Below are 18,800 nucleotides of genomic sequence, written 5' to 3' on the forward strand. Positions count from 1 at the left end.
TATCAAAACTTCTTTTAATGCATTAGAGTATATGGGATTATTTTTGCTATAATTTCAAAAAATTTTTATAAGGGTGATATTTATGGGAATTCCTCAACCGGCATTTTATATATTTAAGTGTGAGCAATCAGCTCCTCCAGGTATGCCAAAACCCTCATGTGTTACGCCGGAAACTCAGGATTTATTTCAACATTTGGCACAAAAATTGATGAAAGAGGGCGTAATGGGAACTGTTCAGCCTATACGTACATCATGTTTAAATCGCTGCAGTTCAGGTCCAGTTATGCTTGTAGAACCGGGGCATTTTATGTATGCAGCACTTACAAAAGAAAAAATTGATAGAATAATAGAAGAACATATTATAGGTGGAAGTGTTGTTCAAGAGTATTTAATAGGCTCTGACATGTGGGATGAACCTATTTCTCCATGTGATATGAAAAAACAGATGGGAATGTAAAATGACGATTGAGATGTTGTACAGTAAAATTCATCGTGCTACCGTAACGGATGCTAACTTAAACTATGTTGGTTCAATTACAATAGACGAAGAGTTAATGGAAGCCGCTAAAATGAGGATTGGACAAAAAGTTGAAATTCTAAATATCAATAACGGTGAGAGATTTTCAACATATGTTATCTTAGGTGAGCGTGGAAAAAGAGATATCTGTTTAAACGGTGCGGCTGCTAGAAAAGTTCATAAAGGCGATAAAATAATTATTGTAGCTTATGCAACTTATGATGAAGCAGATTTGCTAACTTATAAGCCAAAAGTTGTGTTGGTAGATGAAAATAACGATATAGACCAAATACTAGAAGAGATTTGATATTATGTTTGGAAAAATAGGCGATATGAGTAAAATGCTTGAAGGAATGCAAGAGAATGCTCAAAAGCTTGAATCCGAGTTGGCATCAAAAATATTTAGAGTCAAAAGTGGCGGCGGTTTAGTTGAAGTGGTTATAAACGGTAAAGGCGAAGTCATCGATATTAATATTGATAATTCGCTACTTAATGATAAAGATTCACTGCAGATTTTACTAATTGGCGCACTAAACGATGCAAATAAAATGGTTGAACAAAATCGACAAAACAGCGCACTCGGAATACTAGGCGGTATAAATCCGTTTGGAATGGCTTAAATGTTACGGCTATTTATAGCTATCAACATACTTATACTAAATATATACGCATGCAAGGATGGTTTTGATGCATGCAAACTTAAAGTTATCGACTCAGAATCCATAGTAAACGAAACACTCCAAATACCTATTCAAAACAATCAAAGATTAATCTTCTCTACAACTCCTCCAAAATCAAAAATTATTAAGCATGACCCATATCTCTCGCTATACCTCATAGAAGATACAAAAAAATTCAAATACCCTTTTAGAATCAATATGAATATCTCTTCGGGGACAATAGGTATTGACGGCAAGAGCGTGATTGAGGGAAAAATTGTAAAAAATCAAGTTGGATTAAACAGTTTCGCAACATTTAGCGAACCTCTTAGTGCCCCGAGTTTGCTTTTAAATAGCTGTTGCGCATTAGAGGGAGTTGTTACACCGCTTGGGATAATAGAAAAAGAGTATATAGAGAGATTCTTAAAAGTAAAAGAGGTTTCATATTCCGATATCGGAATAAGAGTCAAAGACGATAAAAATATGGTTAAAGTTAGCGGCAGTAACCCTTTTATGAAAGATAATCCTTTTGAAATAGATGACATAATTTTGGAGCTTAACGGAAAAAAAGTGAAAAATAGTGCTTTGTTTATGAGAGAGATACTTTTTAGTAAAATCGGCTCAATTCATAAAGTTAAAATAAAAAGAGCCTCAAAACTATTTACTTTTGTAGTAAAGAGCCAAAATAGAAAGGGCGGCGGTTTTTTAAGCGATACTTTTTTGGAGTTCTTTGGAATATCTTTTGATAAAAATTTATGTATCATAAAAATAGAAAAGAATGCAGAGCATTACGGAGTTAAGTTGGGGGATAAACTTCTTGAAGTCAATATGAATAGAATTAAAAATGCTCAGGATATATCAGGGCTAGTAGATAATTGTAAAAAGTCTGTAAATCTTCTTTTTCAAAGAGAGCAATTTCAGTTTTTTGTGAAACTAAATTAGATAGAATTTCGTATGCAAAACTTTGAAAATTTCTTATTAAATCACTTGCCGATTTCAAAAAGCATTCACCCTACGTATGAGGAAGCACTGCAAAAAATGCTTCTTGCCGGCGGGAAGAGATTTCGTCCTGCACTTTTGTTAGGCGTTGTCGGTGCGTACAATCCTCTTTTGATAGGCGGAGCGTATCATGCCGCTTATGCAATCGAGCTTCTTCATACATATTCACTTATACATGATGATTTGCCTGCAATGGATAATTCACCGCTTCGCAGAGGTGAACCTACGCTACATGTACTTTTTGATGAAGTAACTGCAATCCTTGTGGGAGATGCTTTAAATACATACTCTTTTGAAGTTTTAAGTAATGCTCCTTTTTCTGACTATACTAAAGTTGCACTTATAAGGGAGTTATCGGTAAACGGTGGACTTAACGGAATGGTTTTAGGTCAAGCGATTGATTGTTATTTTGAAAACAGACCGCTTTGCTTGGAAGATGTAAAAACTCTGCATATAAATAAAACCGCTAAACTTATTGCCGCATCACTTAAAATGGGCGCTATTATAATCGGCAAAGAAGATTTGGGAGACGCTCTTTATGATTTTGGTATCAGACTTGGGCTTTTGTTTCAGATTCAAGATGATATCTTAGATGTTACTCAGAGTTCAGAGGAAGCAGGAAAGCTTACAAACAACGATGAAGCTAAGAATAGTTTTGTCACACTATTAGGTCTTGATGAGGCATTAAATCAAGCTAACGCTTTAGCGGATAAGTTAATGTTAGAGTTAAACGGTTTTGATGATAATTTAAAATCTGAACTTTCTACACTTCTTACACAATATATAAACAGACATAAATAAACATAACAAAGGTAATATAATGAGTAATGCAATGCGTCAAAAAATGGCAAACAGTATAAGATTTTTAGCTGCAGATATGGTTCAGTCAGCAAATTCCGGACATCCGGGCGCACCCATGGGGCTTGCGGATATTGCAGTAGTTTTAAGCGAACACTTAAATCACAATCCTAAAAATCCATTTTGGTTAAATCGCGACAGACTCGTTTTTTCAGGCGGACATGCAACAGGTCTTATATACTCTCTTTATTATCTCTGGGGATACGGTTTAGAGATTGATGATTTGAAAAACTTTCGTCAGTTAGACTCTAAAACACCGGGACATCCGGAGTTTGGACATACGGCAGGTATTGAGATTACTACGGGACCTCTAGGACAGGGTATTGCAAATGCAGTCGGTTTTGCAATGGCTTCTAAATTTGTAGGTGCTCAAACTAACTCTGAGACTGCTAAGTTAATTGACCATAATGTTTACTGTCTATGCGGTGACGGTGACTTGGAAGAGGGCGTAAGTTATGAAGCTTGTTCTATTGCAGGACATAACAAACTAGATAACTTGATTCTTATATATGATTCAAACCGAATTACAATTGAAGGTTCAACCGATTTAAGTATCAGTGAAAATATCCGCGGCAGATTTGAGTCTCAAGGCTGGGATGTACTGGAGTGCGACGGACATAACTTTGATGAGATAGATAGTGTAATTACCGCTGCAAAATCAAACTCTAAACCGACCATTATTATTGCAAACACTATGATTGCAAAAGGTGCAGGCATTATGGAAGGTTCACACCATGCGCACGGTGCACCTCTTGGAAAAGATGTAATTGCTCAGGCAAAAGAGGATGCAGGATTTGATACAACTAAAACTTTTCATGTTGACGAAGATGTAATGGCAAGATTTAGATGTGCGATTGAAAAGGGAGATTTGTTAGAGCGCGAATGGGTTCACTCACTTAAAACTCTTCCTCTGATGGAGCAAAATGAGGCTTTAGCTGCACTTCAAAATCCTGATTTTTCGCGTATTGAGTGGCCTACTTTTGAAAAAGCCGATGCTACTAGAAATACAAACGGCAAAATTATGAATGCTATAGCAAGAGCTATCCCTAGCTTTTTAGGCGGAAGCGCAGACCTTAGCCCGTCAAATAAAACTGAACTTGTTGACATGGGTGTTTATCCAAAAGGTAGAAATATCTACTTTGGTATCCGTGAACATGCAATGGCTTCAATTACCAATGCTATTGCACTATATGGTTCTTTAATGCCTTTTAGCGCTACATTTTTTGTTTTTTCTGACTACCTAAAACCTGCTGCTCGTATAGCGGCACTTACCGGAATTCAGCATTTTTTTGTATGGACGCATGACAGTATCGGTGTAGGCGAAGACGGACCTACTCATCAACCAATTGAGCATTTAAGTCAGTTTCGCTCACTTCCAAACTTTTATGTTTGGAGACCTGCTGATGGTGTTGAAAACGTTGAAGCTTGGAAAACGGCACTAGAGATGAAAAAATCTCCATCGGCATTTGTCTGCTCACGTCAAAATCTCTCAGTTCTTCCTCTTGCAGTAAAAGGAATTATAAGTAACGGCGGATACCTTCTCTCAAGCGATGAAAATGCTACAATAACTTTAATGGCAAGCGGTAGTGAAGTAGAACTTGCTCTTAAAGTTAAAACGGCATTAAATGAAAAGGGATTACATGTAAATGTAGTTTCTGTTCCGTGTTATGACCTTTTTGTAGAACAAGATAAATCATATATCGATACTATTATTAAACCAAATACCAGAAAAATAGCAATCGAAGCTGCTCGCGGTTTAGAGTGGTACAGATTTGCAGATGAAGTAATAGGTATGGATACATTCGGCGCATCTGCTCCGGCGGATAAGCTTTTTGAGAAGTTTGGTTTCTCCGTAGAGAGTGTTTTAGCTAAAATCATATAACTCTGTGTGACGGTAAAAAACACCCCATACCGTAAGGTTTTTTGGAGTAGTATTTTTTACCGTGTTCTACAATAAGAGCATGAAACTCTTGGTAAGTTATAAGAAGCTCTTTTTCATCTTTTATGCACTTTTTTAGGGAGTTTTGCATAAGAGACTTTATCTCAGCGTATTTTGCTCTCTCATCTACAAAGCCCAAATGAACAAGCATTCTCTTTGTATAGGCATCAACTTTAAACTCAAGTTGATTATAGCCGTATAAAAGCATAGAATCTGCCGTCTCTTCGCCGATACCTTTTACATGTAGAAGTGCTTCTCTTGTAGGAGTCTCACCGTTTAGGGTTTTGTAAAATTTGATAAACTCTAAAATATATTCTGCTTTTTGGTTGTAGTATCCAGATGGTCTGATGGCATCTTTTAGCTCATCTATATCCATTCTCTCAATCCTATCTACATGTAGAGCATTTTTAACATGTAGATTGTTTAACGATTTTACAACAGATGTAAAAGTTGTATTTTGCGTTAGAATCGAGCCTAAGCAGACTTCAAATTTCTCATCTTTATTTCTTGGAAACATATAATCGAGTTTATGGTATCCGTAAACTGTAATCGGCCACCAACCTTGTGCACCGTAAGTTTGATATAGAGTTTTGTACATGTTATATATTTTGCTCATAAATAGCCTAAAACCCTGATACCTATAAAAATCACGCCTAAAAAAAGAAGTGAGGAGATAAATACGAGTGCAGTTACAACTTTCGGTTTACAATCATAAAGAGAAGCAAAATTTACATTGGCAATTGCCAAAGGCATAAGAAGCTCTATAAAGATTATCCCTTTTATCATACTATCCATCTCAATACTATAAAGAATCAAAAAAGTAACTGCCGGTAAAAATAGAAATTTAATACCGATAACCCACAGTGTAAGTCGCTTACCAATCTCTTTTGCTTCACTGCCGTAAAGATAAAGACCAAATAACAAAAGCTGCATAACAATAGAAGTATAAGCTCCCATCATAAGAACTTTCATTATCTCATCACTCGGTTTATAGCCCTGCATACTAAGGATTATTGCCGCTGCTGCTGCCCATAAAATAGGGAGTTTAACTATATTTTTTAGTGAAGTTTTAACGTCAAAACTCCCTCTTGAGTAGTAGTAAACCCCGATAGTATATACCACAAACACGTTCATAAGATTTATAATAGTCGTGTAAGGGATGGACTCTTCTCCGAAAATAGCAATATTTAGAGGGATGCCCAAATTTCCAGTATTTCCTATAATAGCCGCAACTGTAGCAATGGAGTACTCTTTTTTATCCGAAAAAAGCTTTTTTGCAACAAGTGCTGAGATAACCAAAACAATAACAACTATAACGAAATATACGGACGGTGCATAAAGAAGCGTAACATCGACAGGGCGAATAAGCAGTCCCCAAAATGTTAAAAAAATCTGTAAAAAATAGACATTTATAAGTGTTATAGTCTTATCATCAATAGCTTCTTTGAAGCTCATCTTTGCGACAAAACCTATAACTATAAATATATATATGCCGAGTATGGAAAATATTATTGAACTCATAAAGGGATTATAACAGATAGTGTATAATTTCGTACCAAAAAAAGAGGTTTTAAACAATGCAAACAATAGAAAATATTAAAAAAACAATAGATGAAAACTTAGCCGTTGTGGTTTATTTTTCCGCACCTACATGTAACGTTTGTCATGCGCTAAAACCAAAGCTTTTAGAAGCGATAGAGAATAATTTTGAGAAGTTTGAAATAGTAAGTATAGACACTTCGATAGATCAAGAGATAGCCGCAAGTTTTAGCGTATTTGCAATTCCTACAGTTTTAATTTTTCTTGAGGGCAAAGAGTTTTTGAGAAAATCTCGTCACATGAGCATCGATGAGGTTATAAGAGAGATTAAACGACCGTATGAGATTATGATGTCATAATAGTTTTAAACTGTTATAATTTATTTTATTTTTATTATTAAGAGACTATAATTTAACAAATTATATTAAAGGAAGTTAAAATGAAGTTGTTATTATGGTTGTTAATTGGATTTACTCTCTCTTTTGGAGCAGTTGATATAAATAAAGCGGATAAAAAAGAGCTAATGAGTATTAAAGGCATTGGGGATAAAAAAGCGGATATGATTCTTGATTATAGAAAAGAGCATAACTGTTTTAAAAGTGTAGATGAGATAAAAGAGGTTAAAGGTTTTGGAGATAAGTTTTTAGAAAAAAATAGAACAAATCTTACTGCTAGCGAGTGTAAGAAAAAGTAGGTATCTAGTTATTTTTGCTCTAGTCTATTACGCCCTTTTGCCTTTGCCATGTAGAGTGCATTATCGGCTCTGGCAAAGGCACTGTCTGAATTAATATCATCATAAGACAGTGCCGTTAAACCTATGCTAACTGTAAAATTTATATCTTTTTTATCAATAGTTATTATTTTATTTGAAACTTCTTCTCTAATTCTATTTGCTAAAATTGAGGCATTTGTAATATCCGTATTTGGTAAAATCATAGCAAACTCCTCTCCGCCTACTCTTCCTGCTATATCTGTTTTACGCAGATTTTTTTTGATAATATCTGCAAACTTTTTTAGTACAAAGTCTCCCGTTAAATGACCAAGCGTATCATTGATTTGTTTAAATTTGTCCAAATCAAATATCATCAAAGAGGTTGTACTGTTTTTATCGCGCTTTATTTTTAAGACCTCTTCTTCTAAGCGGCTTGTAAAATATCTTCTGTTATAAAGCTCTGTAAGATAATCCATAGTAGCTTGTTTTTCAAGTTTTTCTTGCATCTCTTTTTGTGCCGTAATATCCAAAATACTCCATATCATCGCAGTTGAGTCTTTTGTCAACTCTATTTGAGAACCGACAAATTTGCACCAAATAAGTTTGCCGTCTTTTCTTTTTAACTGATGTTCCATGTTTATATAAGAACTTTTGTCGGTATTTAAAATTTTTTCTCTGGCGGTGTTGTAAGAGATATCATCTAAATAATAAATTATTGCATTTTGTCCTACAAGTTCAGATTTTGAAAAACCTATAATTTCGCAGAATCGTTTATTAGTCATCAAAATTTGGCAACTGTCGTCTATAAGCAATGTTCCAGATGCGTTATTTTCAAAAATCATTTCAAATTTTTGTTTTTCTAAAGATAGCTCGTCGAGAACAGATTGTCTTTCCAAAAATGAGCCTGCCCATCGAGATAACAACTTCATAAACTCATCATCTATTTTATTGTATTCTAAATGTCTGGCTTGTGCCGAAGAGAAGTTTATAGTTCCATATACTTTCGAGTTTACTCTGATTGGAGCACCTATGTATGATACAAGATTAAAATCTCTATGACATGGATGACCGATATATTTTGATTTTGTTACATCGGTAATTGCTAAAACATCATCTATCTCTAAAGTAGTTTTACAATATGTTGAGCCAAGCTCAAACAATTGTCCGTCAAATAGGGTATCAGGCGGTGATGATTGAACATCCACCGTATAATCTTCTCCCACTATATGGCTGACAATGCCAAACTCTAAACCAAAATACTCTTTTCCTATTTCTAAAGCTTTTCTCAGTGTCTCTAACGGGCTTATATCAGATATAGCTGCAATCTCGTTAAGTTGGTGCAATGCATTGTTTTGGCGTTCAATTATTTGTAGTTTATCAGGCAAAATATACATCCTATCACTCATTATATTAAAAGAGTAACAGAATATATCTATAAAATATATAAAAAAAGGTATATTTCATAGACTATATATAAGAAAAATGTTATTTCATAAAGGCAATGAGTGAAGCGGTAACAGCAACATTTAGTGATTCAACGCCTCTATTCATAGGGATACTTATTGAAGTGTTACATATTTTCTCAACTTCTTTGCTTACTCCTTCACTTTCGTTTCCCAAAATAAATATGGATTTGTCACTTTTTTGCATATCATATATACTGTTTTTGGCATGTGAAGATAGAAGATAGATTTTTGTATCTTTTAACTCTTTTAGGGCTTCATCTAAGGTATTGCAGTAATAAATCGGAAGTTTAAAAAGTGTTCCGGCACTCGCTTTTATAACAAGAGGAGAGATTTTTGCACTATTTTTCTTAGGAAGAATAATCCCATCGACATATCCTGCTGCACATGAACGTATAATCATTCCGAGGTTTTGAGGATTTTGGATACCGTCAAGTGCTATAAGTTTGAACTTTTTTAGAGTCTTTATCTCTTTTGCGTTTTTGTAAGACGAAGCAATAATATCTATCGCAACACCTTGATCCTGCTTTGCATTTTTGCTTATACGGCTTAATGCATTTTTATCATGATAGGTTACTTCAATGCCTCTTTTTTTTGCGAGAGAGAGTATAGTTTCAACTGCACCGTCGGTTTTATTGCTATTTGACATGTGGAGCTTGTGTATCTCTATAGTAGCATCTTGCAAAACCTCTATAATAACATTTCTGCCGTAAAGTGTGATTATCTTTTCAAAGTACGCTCTTTTTTCTAAATACTCTTTTGAATCTTGCAAATTGGCACCTTTTAGTTATATATGGAATTTTACACTATTTTTCTGTTTTATTTATTTGCGTAAAAAATGCTTAGTTGATAAAATAGTGCTATACTCTAAAAAAGAAAAGCGGATAATTTGTATGAGTACAAGAATAGATGAGATAGTAGCGCAAATAAAGAGCCTTGAAGATGAACTTGTGGAGGAACTTAGAAAAAAGCAGGATGAATTTCTTTATACGCTTGAGGATAAAAAGGTAAAATTTCAAGAGAGCGTTATAAAAGAGGGAAGGTCTAGAATTGTAAGTTCCATAAAATACTTATCCTCTTTTCCTGTTTTGGCGATTTTTACGATTCCCTTTATTTGGTCGATAATGATTCCCGCGTTTCTTGTCGATATCTTTGTTAGTATCTATCAAATAGTCTGTTTTCCTATATACAAAATACCAAAAGTTAAAAGAAGTGATTATGTAGTCATAGACAGATATAATCTTTTTTATTTGGATAGAGTTGAGAAGATAAATTGTTTGTATTGTGAATATTTTAATGGTGTAATAGGTTATACAAGAGAGGTAGCGGCAAGAAGCGAACAGTTTTGGTGTCCCATAAAACACTCAAAACCGCAATTGGATATGCACTCAAGATATGATAAATTTTTTGATTTTGGCGATTATATCACATATAGAAAAGAGCTTGAAGATAGAAGAGCAGATTTTAAAGATTTACAAGAGGAAACAGAAGTGACTCAATCTTAATTAAATAAGGATGGCAACAATATGAAGAGTGATTTAAATAAAAAACCCGTTCAGCTAAAAGATCCCGTTTGCGGTATGAATGTTTCTAATGATTCTAAATACTTTTATCATTACTTGGAAGATGATTACTATTTTTGCAGTGAACACTGCCTTACTAAATTTAAAGAAAATCCTCAAAAATATATACATGTTGATAACGAGCCAATCTGCACGGATGAGAATCTCTGCCATGTGAATGTTCAAGCTTCCCATAAAACAGACGACAAAGTAACTTATACATGTCCTATGCATCCCGAAATAGTTCAAGACCACCCTGGAAGCTGTCCTAAATGTGGTATGGCACTAGAACCTGTAGTTGCAAGAGCAGAGGAGAAAAATGAAGAACTCATAGATATGAGTCGTCGTTTCTGGGTTGGCACGGTTCTTTCTATTCCGGTCTTTGTTTTAGCAATGATTTCAGACTTATTGCCTGCATTACTGCCTGATGCGTTAAGCATGAAAATGATTCAATGGATAGAGTTCTTTCTAGCTACTCCTGTTGTGCTTTGGGGAGGTTGGCCATTTTTTGTCAGGGGTTACAAATCTCTGCAAACTATGAATCTAAATATGTTTACACTAATTGCTATAGGTGTTTTGGTTGCTTGGGTTTATAGCATAACAGCTCTGTTTATGCCGTATCTGTTTCCGCCAATGATGCAGATGAACGGTAGTGTACATGTCTATTTTGAAGCAGCAGCGGTAATAACAACGCTCGTGCTTTTAGGACAAGTTCTTGAACTTCGTGCCCGTTCACAAACAAATGATGCCATAAAACTTCTTCTTGAACTCTCTCCAAACGAAGCACATCTAGTTAAGGAAGATGGAAGCCAAGAGGATATAGCGCTGGAAAAGGTTCAAGTCGGAGATATTTTGCGTATTTTGCCCGGTGAAAAAATACCTGTTGACGGTATCGTAACTGAAGGCACAAGCAGTGTTGACGAGTCAATGGTCACCGGTGAACCGATTGCTGTTAAAAAGTTTGTCGGCGAGAAGCTTATAGGTGCAACTATTAACGCTAACGGCTCTTTGCTTATGCAAGCTGATAGAGTCGGTGCAGATACACTGCTTGCACAGATTATAGATATGGTTTCACATGCACAGCGTTCACGTGCACCTATACAACAACTAGCCGACAGAGTGTCCGGCTATTTTGTTCCTGCGGTACTCGGTATTAGTATAGTAACATTTTTTATCTGGTGGATGTGGGGAGCAGAGCCTCGTTTAGCGTATGGTATCGTCAGCGCAGTTTCGGTACTGATTATCGCATGTCCTTGCGCTCTTGGACTTGCTACTCCCATCTCTATAATGGTAGCAACCGGACGAGGAGCTATGGAGGGGGTATTAATAAAAAATGCTGAAGTTTTAGAGATAATGCAAAAGGTTGATACGTTAGTCGTTGATAAAACAGGAACGCTTACAGAGGGCAAACCGAGAGTTGTTGAAGTACATGTAGAAGATGGATTTGATGAGGATAAGCTTTTGCATTTAGCTGCAAGTTTAGAGATGCTTAGTGAGCACCCGCTCTCAAAGGCCGTTGTAGATAGAGCTAAAGAGAGAGATATCGATTTTGCTAAAGCTGTTAACTTTACATCCGTAAGTGGAATGGGAATTACAGGTAAAGTAGATGAAAAGATTGTCGCAGTCGGTAATACAAAACTACTGGAGAGCTTAAATATAGATACGGTAAAACTATCAAAACTCTCTGAAGAAAAGAGAGTTGAAGGCAAAATAGTCATGTTTGTCGCTATAGAATCGGTAGCGGCAGGTTTTATTGCACTAAGTGACCCCATAAAAGAGACAACGGCTAAAGCCATCAATGATTTACATGTAGAGGGGATGAGAGTCGTTATGCTAACAGGCGATAGTCGCACCACGGCGGAGATTGTAGCAAAAAAACTAGGCATTGATGAAGTACATGCAGAGGTGTTACCAGAACAAAAAGCAGAGGTAATAAAAGAGCTTCAAGCACATGGACGAGTTGTAGCTATGGCCGGAGATGGTATAAATGATGCACCTTCCCTTGCTCTTGCACATGTAGGCATAGCAATGGGAACCGGTACCGATGTTGCAATAGAGAGCGCCGGTATAACTTTGGTAAAAGGTGATTTGCGAGGTATAGTAAGAGCAAGACTCTTAAGCAGAGCAACAATGAAAAATATTAAACAAAATCTCTTTTTTGCATTTTTTTATAACTCTCTAGGAATCCCTATCGCCGCAGGAGTGCTGTATCCGTTCTTTGGGATACTTCTCTCTCCTATGATAGCCGCTGCAGCAATGAGTTTTAGTTCGGTATCGGTAATTAGCAACTCTCTTAGGCTTAAAAAGATAAAATTATGAGTTTAAAATATTATATGTAATCTCTGTTTTGTTTTTTATGATTTTAATTTCTGCTACACTTAAACCTTCTATTTCTAAAGTCATAAACTCTTCTAGTGAGTTTATGCAGTTTTGTGCAACTGCTCTTAAAACTAAACCTCTGTACGCTTTTGCCCAGTGACTCACGACTTTCCCCTCTTTTAAAAACTTCAGTGTCGAATATGGTTTTTTTATTTTGTAAAAGTTATCATAGTATCCTGCGCGAAGGTCTAAAATATCGCAATTTGCAAGGTAAAGATCCAGTTGATATGAAAATCTATCTCTGTAAAATTTGTCAGGAATAAGCTCACCTATGTTATTTCCCTGTTTAACTTTATAGTTTGCTATATTATCACCGCCAAGAAGTGAACCATATAGGTTAGAAAAAATAATTGTATTACTCTTTAGATACTCTTTTGCAATTTCATTTAGTGAATTAAAGTCAAGATATTCATACGCTACTCCGTCATATCTCTCAATGGCAGACATAAGAGGCGAGTTGAAAATATCATACATGTATGGTTCGCAATCACTAAATTTTTTAAATCCGAAAAGTTCTTTAATTGCATTCTCATCTTTAGAGTAAATTATGTTGTTGTATTCGTTTAAGATTTTTTCTCTTGCACTATTTGAGCCAAATAGCTCTTTTTTTATCTCTTTGCCGCCGCTTTTTTTATTTTCTGACGGAGAAAATAGTATTTTTAACATGTTGATTCAACCTTTTTAGTATGAATAAAATCAATAAAACAGGGGTAATAATAGCCAAATTTACATAAACTATTAGATATTTAAAATTTTTACATAAAAACTCTTGACATTGAAAATATATTGCACTATAATTCTGGCTCAAATTCGATGCCGACATAGCTCAGTTGGCTAGAGCAGCTGATTTGTAATCAGCAGGCCCGGGGTTCAAATCCTCGTGTCGGCACCATTGAATTCGAGAATATTAGAAACAGTGTTAGACCAGATAAATCTGGTGAGATAGTCAAGTGGCCAACGACGGCGGACTGTAAATCCGCTCCCTACGGGTTCAGAGGTTCGACTCCTCTTCTCACCACCATTTCAATGGCATATGCGGGCGTAGCTCAGTTGGCTAGAGCGTCAGCCTTCCAAGCTGAGGGTCGAGGGTTCGAGTCCCTTCACCCGCTCCATTGAAACATTCTGGAAGCTGAAGTACAATTTCAACTTACTTCATAATTATACTTTTTATATATATTAATATATAAATATTTATATAGCTTTCTGCACAAAATTCACTAATATTTAAAAATTATGCAATTATTGCTTGTTGTTTTTATTATACTTTATACTCTGCTCTCGTGGCTCAGGGGTAGAGCACTTCCTTGGTAAGGAAGAGGTCGGCGGTTCAAATCCGCTCGTGAGCTCCATATAATGAAGTATAGATAAAATTTAAGCAATAATTGAATAATTTTTTGGTACAATTCCATTTCTATTCACAAAATAAAGTCGGAGGACACAATGGCAAAAGAAAAGTTTGAGCGTAATAAACCTCACTGTAACATTGGTACAATCGGTCACGTTGACCATGGTAAAACTACTTTAACTGCTGCGATAACAGCGGTATTGGCAGTAACAAACGGTGCAAAAATGATGGATTATGATGCAATCGATAATGCTCCAGAAGAGAGAGAGCGTGGTATTACTATCGCAACTTCACATGTTGAGTACGAAACAGATAATCGTCACTATGCACACGTTGACTGCCCAGGTCACGCGGATTATGTTAAAAATATGATTACCGGTGCTGCACAAATGGACGGTGCTATTTTAGTTGTTTCTGCAGCTGATGGCCCGATGCCACAAACACGTGAGCACATTCTTCTTTCTAAGCAAGTTGGTGTTCCATATATCGTTGTTTTCATGAACAAAGAAGATATGGTTGACGATGAAGAACTATTAGAATTAGTTGAAATGGAAATTCGTGAATTATTAGATATGTACGATTTCCCGGGTGATGATACTCCAATCGTTGCCGGTTCAGCAAAAGAAGCACTAGAAGAAGCTAAAACTGGTACACTTGGACCATGGTCTGCTAAAATCCAAAAATTAATGGCTGAAGTTGATAGATATATTCCTCAACCAGTTCGTGAAACTGATAAAGATTTCTTAATGCCTGTTGAAGATGTTTTCTCGATTTCTGGACGTGGTACGGTTGTAACTGGTCGTATCGAGCGTGGTACAGTTAAAATCGGTGATGCTATTGAAATCGTAGGTATCCGTGATACTCAAAAAACTACTGTAACTGGTATTGAAATGTTCCGTAAAGAGATGACTGAGGGTGTTGCAGGGGATAACTGTGGTATTCTTGTTCGCGGTATCGGTAAAGATGATGTTGAGCGTGGTCAAGTACTTTGTAAGCCGGGTACTATTACTCCTCATACTAAGTTTACAGCTGAGATTTATGTACTAAGTAAAGATGAGGGTGGTCGTCATACTCCATTCTTCTCAAACTACCGTCCACAATTCTACGTTCGTACAACAGACGTAACTGGTGCTATTACTTTACCGGAAGGTACTGAGATGGTTATGCCTGGTGATAACGTGAGTATCACTGTTGAATTAATTCACCCAATCGCTATGGAAAAAGGTACTAAGTTCGCTATTCGTGAGGGTGGTAGAACAGTTGGTGCTGGTGTTGTAGCTGAGATTCTTGCATAATTCGGAACTTCCGAATTTGCAAAATCCTTTAAAAGGTTAATAACATGAGAGAAGCAATACATTTAGGATGTGAGAAGTGTACTCGTCGTAACTACCACACTACTAAAAACAAAAAAACTCATACTGAAAAATTTTCAGTAAAAAAATATTGTAAGTTTTGTCGTGAGCATACTCTTCACAAAGAGATGAAACTGTAATATAGTTGCAATTTAAGTTCAAGTCTTTTGACTTGGCTTTGTTGTTATATAATGTAGGCGTGTAGCTCCAATGGTAGAGCACCGGATTCCAAATCCGGGTGTTGGGGGTTCGAATCCCTCCACGCCTGCCACATTAATTATTTGTAGAGCTTTTGAGCTTTATAGATAATTAATGGCTATTAGGGAAGTTAAAATGAATCTAGGTACACATATCAAAAATGCAAGATTAGAGTTAAGTAAAGTTATTTTTCCTACCAAAGGTCAGGTTAAACAGGCTTATATTTCAGTCGTAATCGTTGTAAGCGCAATAGCTGCCTTTTTAGCTTTAGTCGATTTGGTTATGTCATCAATTATGTCACTAATCTTAGGATAGGGAGTAGCAGTGGAAAATAAAAAAAGCAATTATCAGTGGTACTCAATTCAGACATATGGAAATGAGAGAACTGTTCGTTTAGCAATTCTTAATATGATACAAGAGATGGGTCTTCAAGATGTTATAACAGATGTTATAGTTCCTACAGAAGACGTTATTGAAGTTAAAGAAGGTAAGAAAAAAATATCAGAGCGCTCTTTGTACTCAGGATATGTTTTTGCAAGAATTGACCTTAATACTGAAATTCAACACCTTATTCAGACTATTCCTAAAGTATCTGGATTTATCGGCGAAGCAAATACACCTACGCCCCTTAGTGAGCATGATATTAATGTAATACTAGACCGTGTACAAAATCGTGCAGCACCTAAGCCAAAAGTATTTTTTGACAGCGGTGAAACTGTACGTATAATAGATGGTCCATTTGCAAACTTTACTGCAACCGTAGATGAGTATGATTTAGAGCATGGAACTCTAAAACTTAACGTTTCAATTTTTGGTAGAGCAACTCCGGTTGATATCTCTTATACCCAAGTTGAAAAAATAATTTAAATCATAAAAAGGAAAAAAAATGGCAAAAAAAATCATGGGCTATATAAAGCTACAAATTGAAGCCGGCAAAGCAACACCTGCGCCACCGGTTGGACCAGCTTTAGGACAACGTGGTGTTAACATCATGGAATTTACTAAGGCTTTTAACGAAAAAACAAAAGATAAGATGGGATTTAAAGTTCCTGTAATTATCACTGTTTACACTGATAAGAGTTTTACTTTTATAACTAAACAACCGCCTGCGACTGCACTATTAATGAATGCTGCAGGAATAAAAAAAGGTTCGGATAATCCACTTAAAAATAAAATTGGAAAGATTACTCGCGCTCAATTAATGGAAGTTGTAAATAGAAAAATAGAAGATTTAAATACTGACGATAAAGAAGCTGCTGCAAAAACAATTGCAGGTTCTGCTCGCGCAATGGGTCTAGAGATTATAGACTAATATACAAATATCATCGACCACAATGATATAAAATTTTGTGGCAGAATTTCACAGGAGAATTTGATTATGAGTAAAAGATATAAGCAATTAATAGAAAAAATTGATATTACAAAAGCGTATAATGTTGATGAAGCATCAACAACGGTAAAAAATCTAGTTAGTGCAAAGTTTGACGAAACGGTTGAAGTAGCACTTAACTTAAATGTTGATCCAAGACATGCAGACCAGATGATTCGTGGTGCAATCGTACTTCCACACGGAACTGGTAAAACTGTTCGTGTTGCAGTTTTTGCAAAAGGTGTTAAAGCTGATGAAGCTAAAGCAGCAGGAGCTGATATTGTTGGAACTGATGATTTAGTTCAACAGATTAAAGATGGTGTTTTTAACTTTGATATCGTAGTTGCTGCACCAGATTGTATGGGTCTTGTTGGACAAATTGGTCGTATTTTAGGGCCAAAAGGTATGATGCCTAACCCTAAAACCGGTACTGTTACACCTGACGTTGCAACTGCGGTTAAAAATGTTAAAGGCGGTCAAGTAAATTTCCGTGTTGATAAAAAAGGAAATATACATGCAGGAATCGGTAAAGCAAGTTTTGATGCCGATAAAATAGCTGAAAATCTTGTATCTTTTGTTAAAGCAATTAATAAACATAAACCTGCTTCAGCAAAAGGTCGTTATATTAAAAATGCTGCGCTTAGTTTAACAATGAGTCCTGCTATTAAGCTTGATATTATGCAACTGGCAGATTTAAAATAATTAGTAATTTTTAGTGCTTTATTCGTAAAGCACTTTCAAGTTACTGCTTTGGTAACTGCATTTTATGGACTGAAGATATAGGAGCGAAAGCTTAATATGCCAACTAGGTGTTGGTGTTCCTGTTGAAGTGTTGTCTGGAAAGGAGATATTCTATGACAAAAACACAAAAAGCTGAAATTATTGAAGTACTTTCAAATGAATTTAAAGATGCTCAAAGCGTAATCTTTTGTGATTACAAAGGTTTGAGCGTTGCTAATCTTGAAAGCCTGAGAAAAATTGCTCGTGCTAAAGATGCAAAAGTTCAAGTTGTTAAAAATACTTTGGCAACGATAGCATTAAGTAATGCTGAACTTACAGGTGTTGAATTAAAAGACACTAACATTTTAGTATGGGGAGCTGATTCGGTTGCTACTTCTAAAGTAGTTGCTGATTTTGCAAAAGATAACGATAAATTTGTAATTAAGTCTGCTTACGTGGATCGTGCACCTGCAGATGCTGCTAAAGTTGAAGCATTTGCTAAACTTCCTGGTCGTGAGGAGCTTCTTGCTATGCTTGCTGCTACTTGGATGGCACCAGTTACATGTTTTACAATCGGATTAGATGCGTTAAGACAAAAAAAAGAGGAAGCTTAATTAGCTTTTAACAAGTATAATGATTTAAATCATTAAAATTAAATTTCATAATGGAGATATATTATGGCTATAACTAAAGAAGATGTATTAGAGTTTATCTCAGGACTTTCTGTATTAGAACTTTCTGAATTAGTAAAAGAGTTTGAAGAAAAATTTGGTGTTTCTGCACAGCCTGTTGCTGTTGCAGGTGGTGCTGTTGCAGCTGCTGCTGTTGAAGAGCAAACTGAATTCAACGTTATTATCACTGATGCCGGTGATAAAAAAATCAACGTAATTAAAGTTGTTCGTGCATTAACTGGTCTTGGACTAAAAGAAGCTAAAGATGCAACTGAAAATGTACCTTCAACAATTAAAGAAGGTGTTGATAAAGATACAGCTATGGATGCTAAAAAGCAACTTGAAGAAGCTGGTGCAAAAGTAGAAGTTAAATAATTTCTATATTTTGGCGTTTTGCATAGAGAGATTTATTTTCTCTTTGCATATTCGCATTTTTGGGCGCTTTTACGAAGAGATTTTAGTCACTTCGTAAAAGTGCCCTTATGTCGTTTATAAGCACTGTAAAAAAAGCTCTTATT

General features: G+C 35.8%; 23 protein-coding genes and 5 tRNA genes. 23 read left to right on the forward strand and 5 right to left on the reverse strand.

Going from position 1 to position 18,800, the window contains the following annotated elements:
- Positions 1 to 82: 82 nt before the first annotated feature.
- From A2530_RS00115 to tkt, 6 genes are read left to right on the forward strand one after another with little or no spacing between them, the layout of a single operon-like run.
- Complete coding sequence (locus A2530_RS00115) at positions 83 to 457, forward strand: (2Fe-2S) ferredoxin domain-containing protein (RefSeq protein WP_294883776.1); 375 nt, start codon at positions 83 to 85, stop codon at positions 455 to 457.
- A gap of 1 nt (position 458) precedes the next feature.
- Positions 459 to 824 (forward strand): aspartate 1-decarboxylase, encoded by a 366-nt coding sequence (gene panD, locus A2530_RS00120; protein ID WP_294883778.1) that lies wholly within the window; start codon positions 459 to 461, stop codon positions 822 to 824.
- A 4-nt stretch (positions 825 to 828) separates the two neighbouring features.
- On the forward strand, positions 829 to 1,137 hold the full coding sequence (locus tag A2530_RS00125; RefSeq protein WP_294883781.1) for a YbaB/EbfC family nucleoid-associated protein: 309 nt from the start codon (positions 829 to 831) through the stop codon (positions 1,135 to 1,137).
- Positions 1,138 to 2,118: a PDZ domain-containing protein gene (locus tag A2530_RS00130; RefSeq protein WP_294883783.1), complete on the forward strand. Its 981-nt coding sequence runs from the start codon at positions 1,138 to 1,140 to the stop codon at positions 2,116 to 2,118.
- 12 nt (positions 2,119 to 2,130) lie between these two features.
- Positions 2,131 to 2,976 (forward strand): polyprenyl synthetase family protein, encoded by an 846-nt coding sequence (locus tag A2530_RS00135; protein WP_294883784.1) that lies wholly within the window; start codon positions 2,131 to 2,133, stop codon positions 2,974 to 2,976.
- Between the two features lie 19 nt (positions 2,977 to 2,995).
- Positions 2,996 to 4,915 (forward strand): transketolase, encoded by a 1,920-nt coding sequence (tkt, locus tag A2530_RS00140; RefSeq protein WP_294883785.1) that lies wholly within the window; start codon positions 2,996 to 2,998, stop codon positions 4,913 to 4,915.
- Here tkt and A2530_RS00145 read toward each other — a convergent pair.
- A complete protein-coding gene (locus A2530_RS00145; protein ID WP_294883787.1) occupies positions 4,908 to 5,588 on the reverse strand; it encodes an endonuclease III domain-containing protein in 681 nt (226 codons plus the stop codon). The two genes, tkt and A2530_RS00145, sit on opposite strands and share 8 nt — an antisense overlap.
- Positions 5,585 to 6,493 (reverse strand): AEC family transporter, encoded by a 909-nt coding sequence (locus tag A2530_RS00150; RefSeq protein WP_294883788.1) that lies wholly within the window; start codon positions 6,491 to 6,493, stop codon positions 5,585 to 5,587. Before A2530_RS00150 ends, A2530_RS00145 begins: the two co-directional genes overlap by 4 nt.
- 56 nt (positions 6,494 to 6,549) lie before the next feature.
- Here A2530_RS00150 and A2530_RS00155 point away from each other — a divergent pair, with 56 nt between their 5' ends.
- The gene (locus tag A2530_RS00155) at positions 6,550 to 6,870 is read left to right on the forward strand and encodes a co-chaperone YbbN (RefSeq protein WP_294883790.1); all 321 of its coding nucleotides are present in this window, start codon (positions 6,550 to 6,552) and stop codon (positions 6,868 to 6,870) included.
- An 80-nt stretch (positions 6,871 to 6,950) separates the two neighbouring features.
- Positions 6,951 to 7,205 (forward strand): helix-hairpin-helix domain-containing protein, encoded by a 255-nt coding sequence (locus tag A2530_RS00160; protein WP_294883791.1) that lies wholly within the window; start codon positions 6,951 to 6,953, stop codon positions 7,203 to 7,205.
- A gap of 8 nt (positions 7,206 to 7,213) precedes the next feature.
- Here the strand turns inward: A2530_RS00160 and A2530_RS00165 are convergent, their stop codons facing one another.
- Both A2530_RS00165 and rlmB read right to left on the reverse strand, forming a co-directional pair.
- The gene (locus A2530_RS00165; RefSeq protein ID WP_294883792.1) at positions 7,214 to 8,608 is read right to left on the reverse strand and encodes a diguanylate cyclase; all 1,395 of its coding nucleotides are present in this window, start codon (positions 8,606 to 8,608) and stop codon (positions 7,214 to 7,216) included.
- Positions 8,609 to 8,708: 100 nt separating this feature from the next.
- A complete protein-coding gene (gene rlmB, locus A2530_RS00170) occupies positions 8,709 to 9,458 on the reverse strand; it encodes a 23S rRNA (guanosine(2251)-2'-O)-methyltransferase RlmB (RefSeq protein WP_294883793.1) in 750 nt (249 codons plus the stop codon).
- Between the two features lie 121 nt (positions 9,459 to 9,579).
- Here rlmB and A2530_RS00175 point away from each other — a divergent pair, with 121 nt between their 5' ends.
- Positions 9,580 to 10,191: a hypothetical protein gene (locus tag A2530_RS00175; RefSeq protein WP_294883795.1), complete on the forward strand. Its 612-nt coding sequence runs from the start codon at positions 9,580 to 9,582 to the stop codon at positions 10,189 to 10,191.
- Positions 10,192 to 10,212: 21 nt separating this feature from the next.
- Positions 10,213 to 12,567: a heavy metal translocating P-type ATPase gene (locus A2530_RS00180; RefSeq protein ID WP_294883796.1), complete on the forward strand. Its 2,355-nt coding sequence runs from the start codon at positions 10,213 to 10,215 to the stop codon at positions 12,565 to 12,567.
- On the opposite strand, the gene A2530_RS00185 is transcribed toward A2530_RS00180, so the two are convergent.
- The gene (locus A2530_RS00185; RefSeq protein WP_294883797.1) at positions 12,562 to 13,293 is read right to left on the reverse strand and encodes a YaaA family protein; all 732 of its coding nucleotides are present in this window, start codon (positions 13,291 to 13,293) and stop codon (positions 12,562 to 12,564) included. The two genes, A2530_RS00180 and A2530_RS00185, sit on opposite strands and share 6 nt — an antisense overlap.
- 149 nt (positions 13,294 to 13,442) lie before the next feature.
- On the opposite strand from A2530_RS00185, the gene A2530_RS00190 reads away from it, so the two are divergent.
- The 13 genes from A2530_RS00190 to rplL all read left to right on the forward strand — a co-directional run bounded on the left by A2530_RS00190 (position 13,443) and on the right by rplL (position 18,657).
- Positions 13,443 to 13,519, forward strand: a tRNA-Thr gene (locus A2530_RS00190).
- A 44-nt stretch (positions 13,520 to 13,563) separates the two neighbouring features.
- Positions 13,564 to 13,648 (forward strand) — tRNA-Tyr (locus A2530_RS00195).
- 14 nt (positions 13,649 to 13,662) lie between these two features.
- Positions 13,663 to 13,739 (forward strand) — tRNA-Gly (locus A2530_RS00200).
- A 162-nt stretch (positions 13,740 to 13,901) separates the two neighbouring features.
- Positions 13,902 to 13,976: transfer RNA gene (locus tag A2530_RS00205), tRNA-Thr, on the forward strand.
- A gap of 91 nt (positions 13,977 to 14,067) precedes the next feature.
- Positions 14,068 to 15,267, forward strand: a complete 1,200-nt coding sequence (gene tuf, locus A2530_RS00210) for an elongation factor Tu (RefSeq protein WP_294883799.1) — start codon at positions 14,068 to 14,070, stop codon at positions 15,265 to 15,267.
- 44 nt (positions 15,268 to 15,311) lie between these two features.
- A complete protein-coding gene (gene rpmG / locus A2530_RS00215; protein WP_011371981.1) occupies positions 15,312 to 15,464 on the forward strand; it encodes a 50S ribosomal protein L33 in 153 nt (50 codons plus the stop codon).
- 55 nt (positions 15,465 to 15,519) lie between these two features.
- A tRNA-Trp gene (locus A2530_RS00220) sits at positions 15,520 to 15,595 on the forward strand.
- Positions 15,596 to 15,657: 62 nt separating this feature from the next.
- Positions 15,658 to 15,837, forward strand: coding sequence for a preprotein translocase subunit SecE (secE, locus tag A2530_RS00225; RefSeq protein WP_294883801.1), 180 nt, complete (start codon positions 15,658 to 15,660; stop codon positions 15,835 to 15,837).
- A gap of 9 nt (positions 15,838 to 15,846) precedes the next feature.
- The gene (gene nusG, locus A2530_RS00230; protein ID WP_294883803.1) at positions 15,847 to 16,389 is read left to right on the forward strand and encodes a transcription termination/antitermination protein NusG; all 543 of its coding nucleotides are present in this window, start codon (positions 15,847 to 15,849) and stop codon (positions 16,387 to 16,389) included.
- Positions 16,390 to 16,408: 19 nt separating this feature from the next.
- A complete protein-coding gene (gene rplK, locus A2530_RS00235) occupies positions 16,409 to 16,834 on the forward strand; it encodes a 50S ribosomal protein L11 (RefSeq protein WP_294883805.1) in 426 nt (141 codons plus the stop codon).
- Positions 16,835 to 16,900: 66 nt separating this feature from the next.
- The gene (gene rplA, locus A2530_RS00240; protein ID WP_294883806.1) at positions 16,901 to 17,593 is read left to right on the forward strand and encodes a 50S ribosomal protein L1; all 693 of its coding nucleotides are present in this window, start codon (positions 16,901 to 16,903) and stop codon (positions 17,591 to 17,593) included.
- A 152-nt stretch (positions 17,594 to 17,745) separates the two neighbouring features.
- Positions 17,746 to 18,225 carry a 50S ribosomal protein L10 gene (gene rplJ / locus A2530_RS00245; RefSeq protein ID WP_294883808.1) on the forward strand — a complete coding sequence of 160 codons (480 nt, stop codon included), beginning with the start codon at positions 17,746 to 17,748 and terminating at the stop codon, positions 18,223 to 18,225.
- A gap of 63 nt (positions 18,226 to 18,288) precedes the next feature.
- On the forward strand, positions 18,289 to 18,657 hold the full coding sequence (gene rplL / locus A2530_RS00250; RefSeq protein ID WP_294883810.1) for a 50S ribosomal protein L7/L12: 369 nt from the start codon (positions 18,289 to 18,291) through the stop codon (positions 18,655 to 18,657).
- Positions 18,658 to 18,800: the final 143 nt, after the last annotated feature.

It is taken from the genome of Sulfurimonas sp. RIFOXYD2_FULL_34_21 (genome assembly GCF_001830805.1).
GTDB lineage: Bacteria > Campylobacterota > Campylobacteria > Campylobacterales > Sulfurimonadaceae > Sulfurimonas.

Bases quoted from the DNA above. Each gene is read 5' to 3' on its own strand.
- A2530_RS00115 (WP_294883776.1), top strand. From the start codon at position 83: ATGGGAATTCCTCAACCGGCATTTTATATATTTAAGTGTGAGCAATCA.
- panD (WP_294883778.1), top strand. From the start codon at position 459: ATGACGATTGAGATGTTGTACAGTAAAATTCATCGTGCTACCGTAACG.
- A2530_RS00125 (WP_294883781.1), top strand. From the start codon at position 829: ATGTTTGGAAAAATAGGCGATATGAGTAAAATGCTTGAAGGAATGCAA.
- A2530_RS00130 (WP_294883783.1), top strand. From the start codon at position 1,138: ATGTTACGGCTATTTATAGCTATCAACATACTTATACTAAATATATAC.
- A2530_RS00135 (WP_294883784.1), top strand. From the start codon at position 2,131: ATGCAAAACTTTGAAAATTTCTTATTAAATCACTTGCCGATTTCAAAA.
- tkt (WP_294883785.1), top strand. From the start codon at position 2,996: ATGAGTAATGCAATGCGTCAAAAAATGGCAAACAGTATAAGATTTTTA.
- A2530_RS00145 (WP_294883787.1), bottom strand. From the start codon at position 5,588: ATGAGCAAAATATATAACATGTACAAAACTCTATATCAAACTTACGGT.
- A2530_RS00150 (WP_294883788.1), bottom strand. From the start codon at position 6,493: ATGAGTTCAATAATATTTTCCATACTCGGCATATATATATTTATAGTT.
- A2530_RS00155 (WP_294883790.1), top strand. From the start codon at position 6,550: ATGCAAACAATAGAAAATATTAAAAAAACAATAGATGAAAACTTAGCC.
- A2530_RS00160 (WP_294883791.1), top strand. From the start codon at position 6,951: ATGAAGTTGTTATTATGGTTGTTAATTGGATTTACTCTCTCTTTTGGA.
- A2530_RS00175 (WP_294883795.1), top strand. From the start codon at position 9,580: ATGAGTACAAGAATAGATGAGATAGTAGCGCAAATAAAGAGCCTTGAA.
- A2530_RS00180 (WP_294883796.1), top strand. From the start codon at position 10,213: ATGAAGAGTGATTTAAATAAAAAACCCGTTCAGCTAAAAGATCCCGTT.
- A2530_RS00185 (WP_294883797.1), bottom strand. From the start codon at position 13,293: ATGTTAAAAATACTATTTTCTCCGTCAGAAAATAAAAAAAGCGGCGGC.
- tuf (WP_294883799.1), top strand. From the start codon at position 14,068: ATGGCAAAAGAAAAGTTTGAGCGTAATAAACCTCACTGTAACATTGGT.
- rpmG (WP_011371981.1), top strand. From the start codon at position 15,312: ATGAGAGAAGCAATACATTTAGGATGTGAGAAGTGTACTCGTCGTAAC.
- secE (WP_294883801.1), top strand. From the start codon at position 15,658: ATGAATCTAGGTACACATATCAAAAATGCAAGATTAGAGTTAAGTAAA.
- rplK (WP_294883805.1), top strand. From the start codon at position 16,409: ATGGCAAAAAAAATCATGGGCTATATAAAGCTACAAATTGAAGCCGGC.
- rplA (WP_294883806.1), top strand. From the start codon at position 16,901: ATGAGTAAAAGATATAAGCAATTAATAGAAAAAATTGATATTACAAAA.
- rplJ (WP_294883808.1), top strand. From the start codon at position 17,746: ATGACAAAAACACAAAAAGCTGAAATTATTGAAGTACTTTCAAATGAA.
- rplL (WP_294883810.1), top strand. From the start codon at position 18,289: ATGGCTATAACTAAAGAAGATGTATTAGAGTTTATCTCAGGACTTTCT.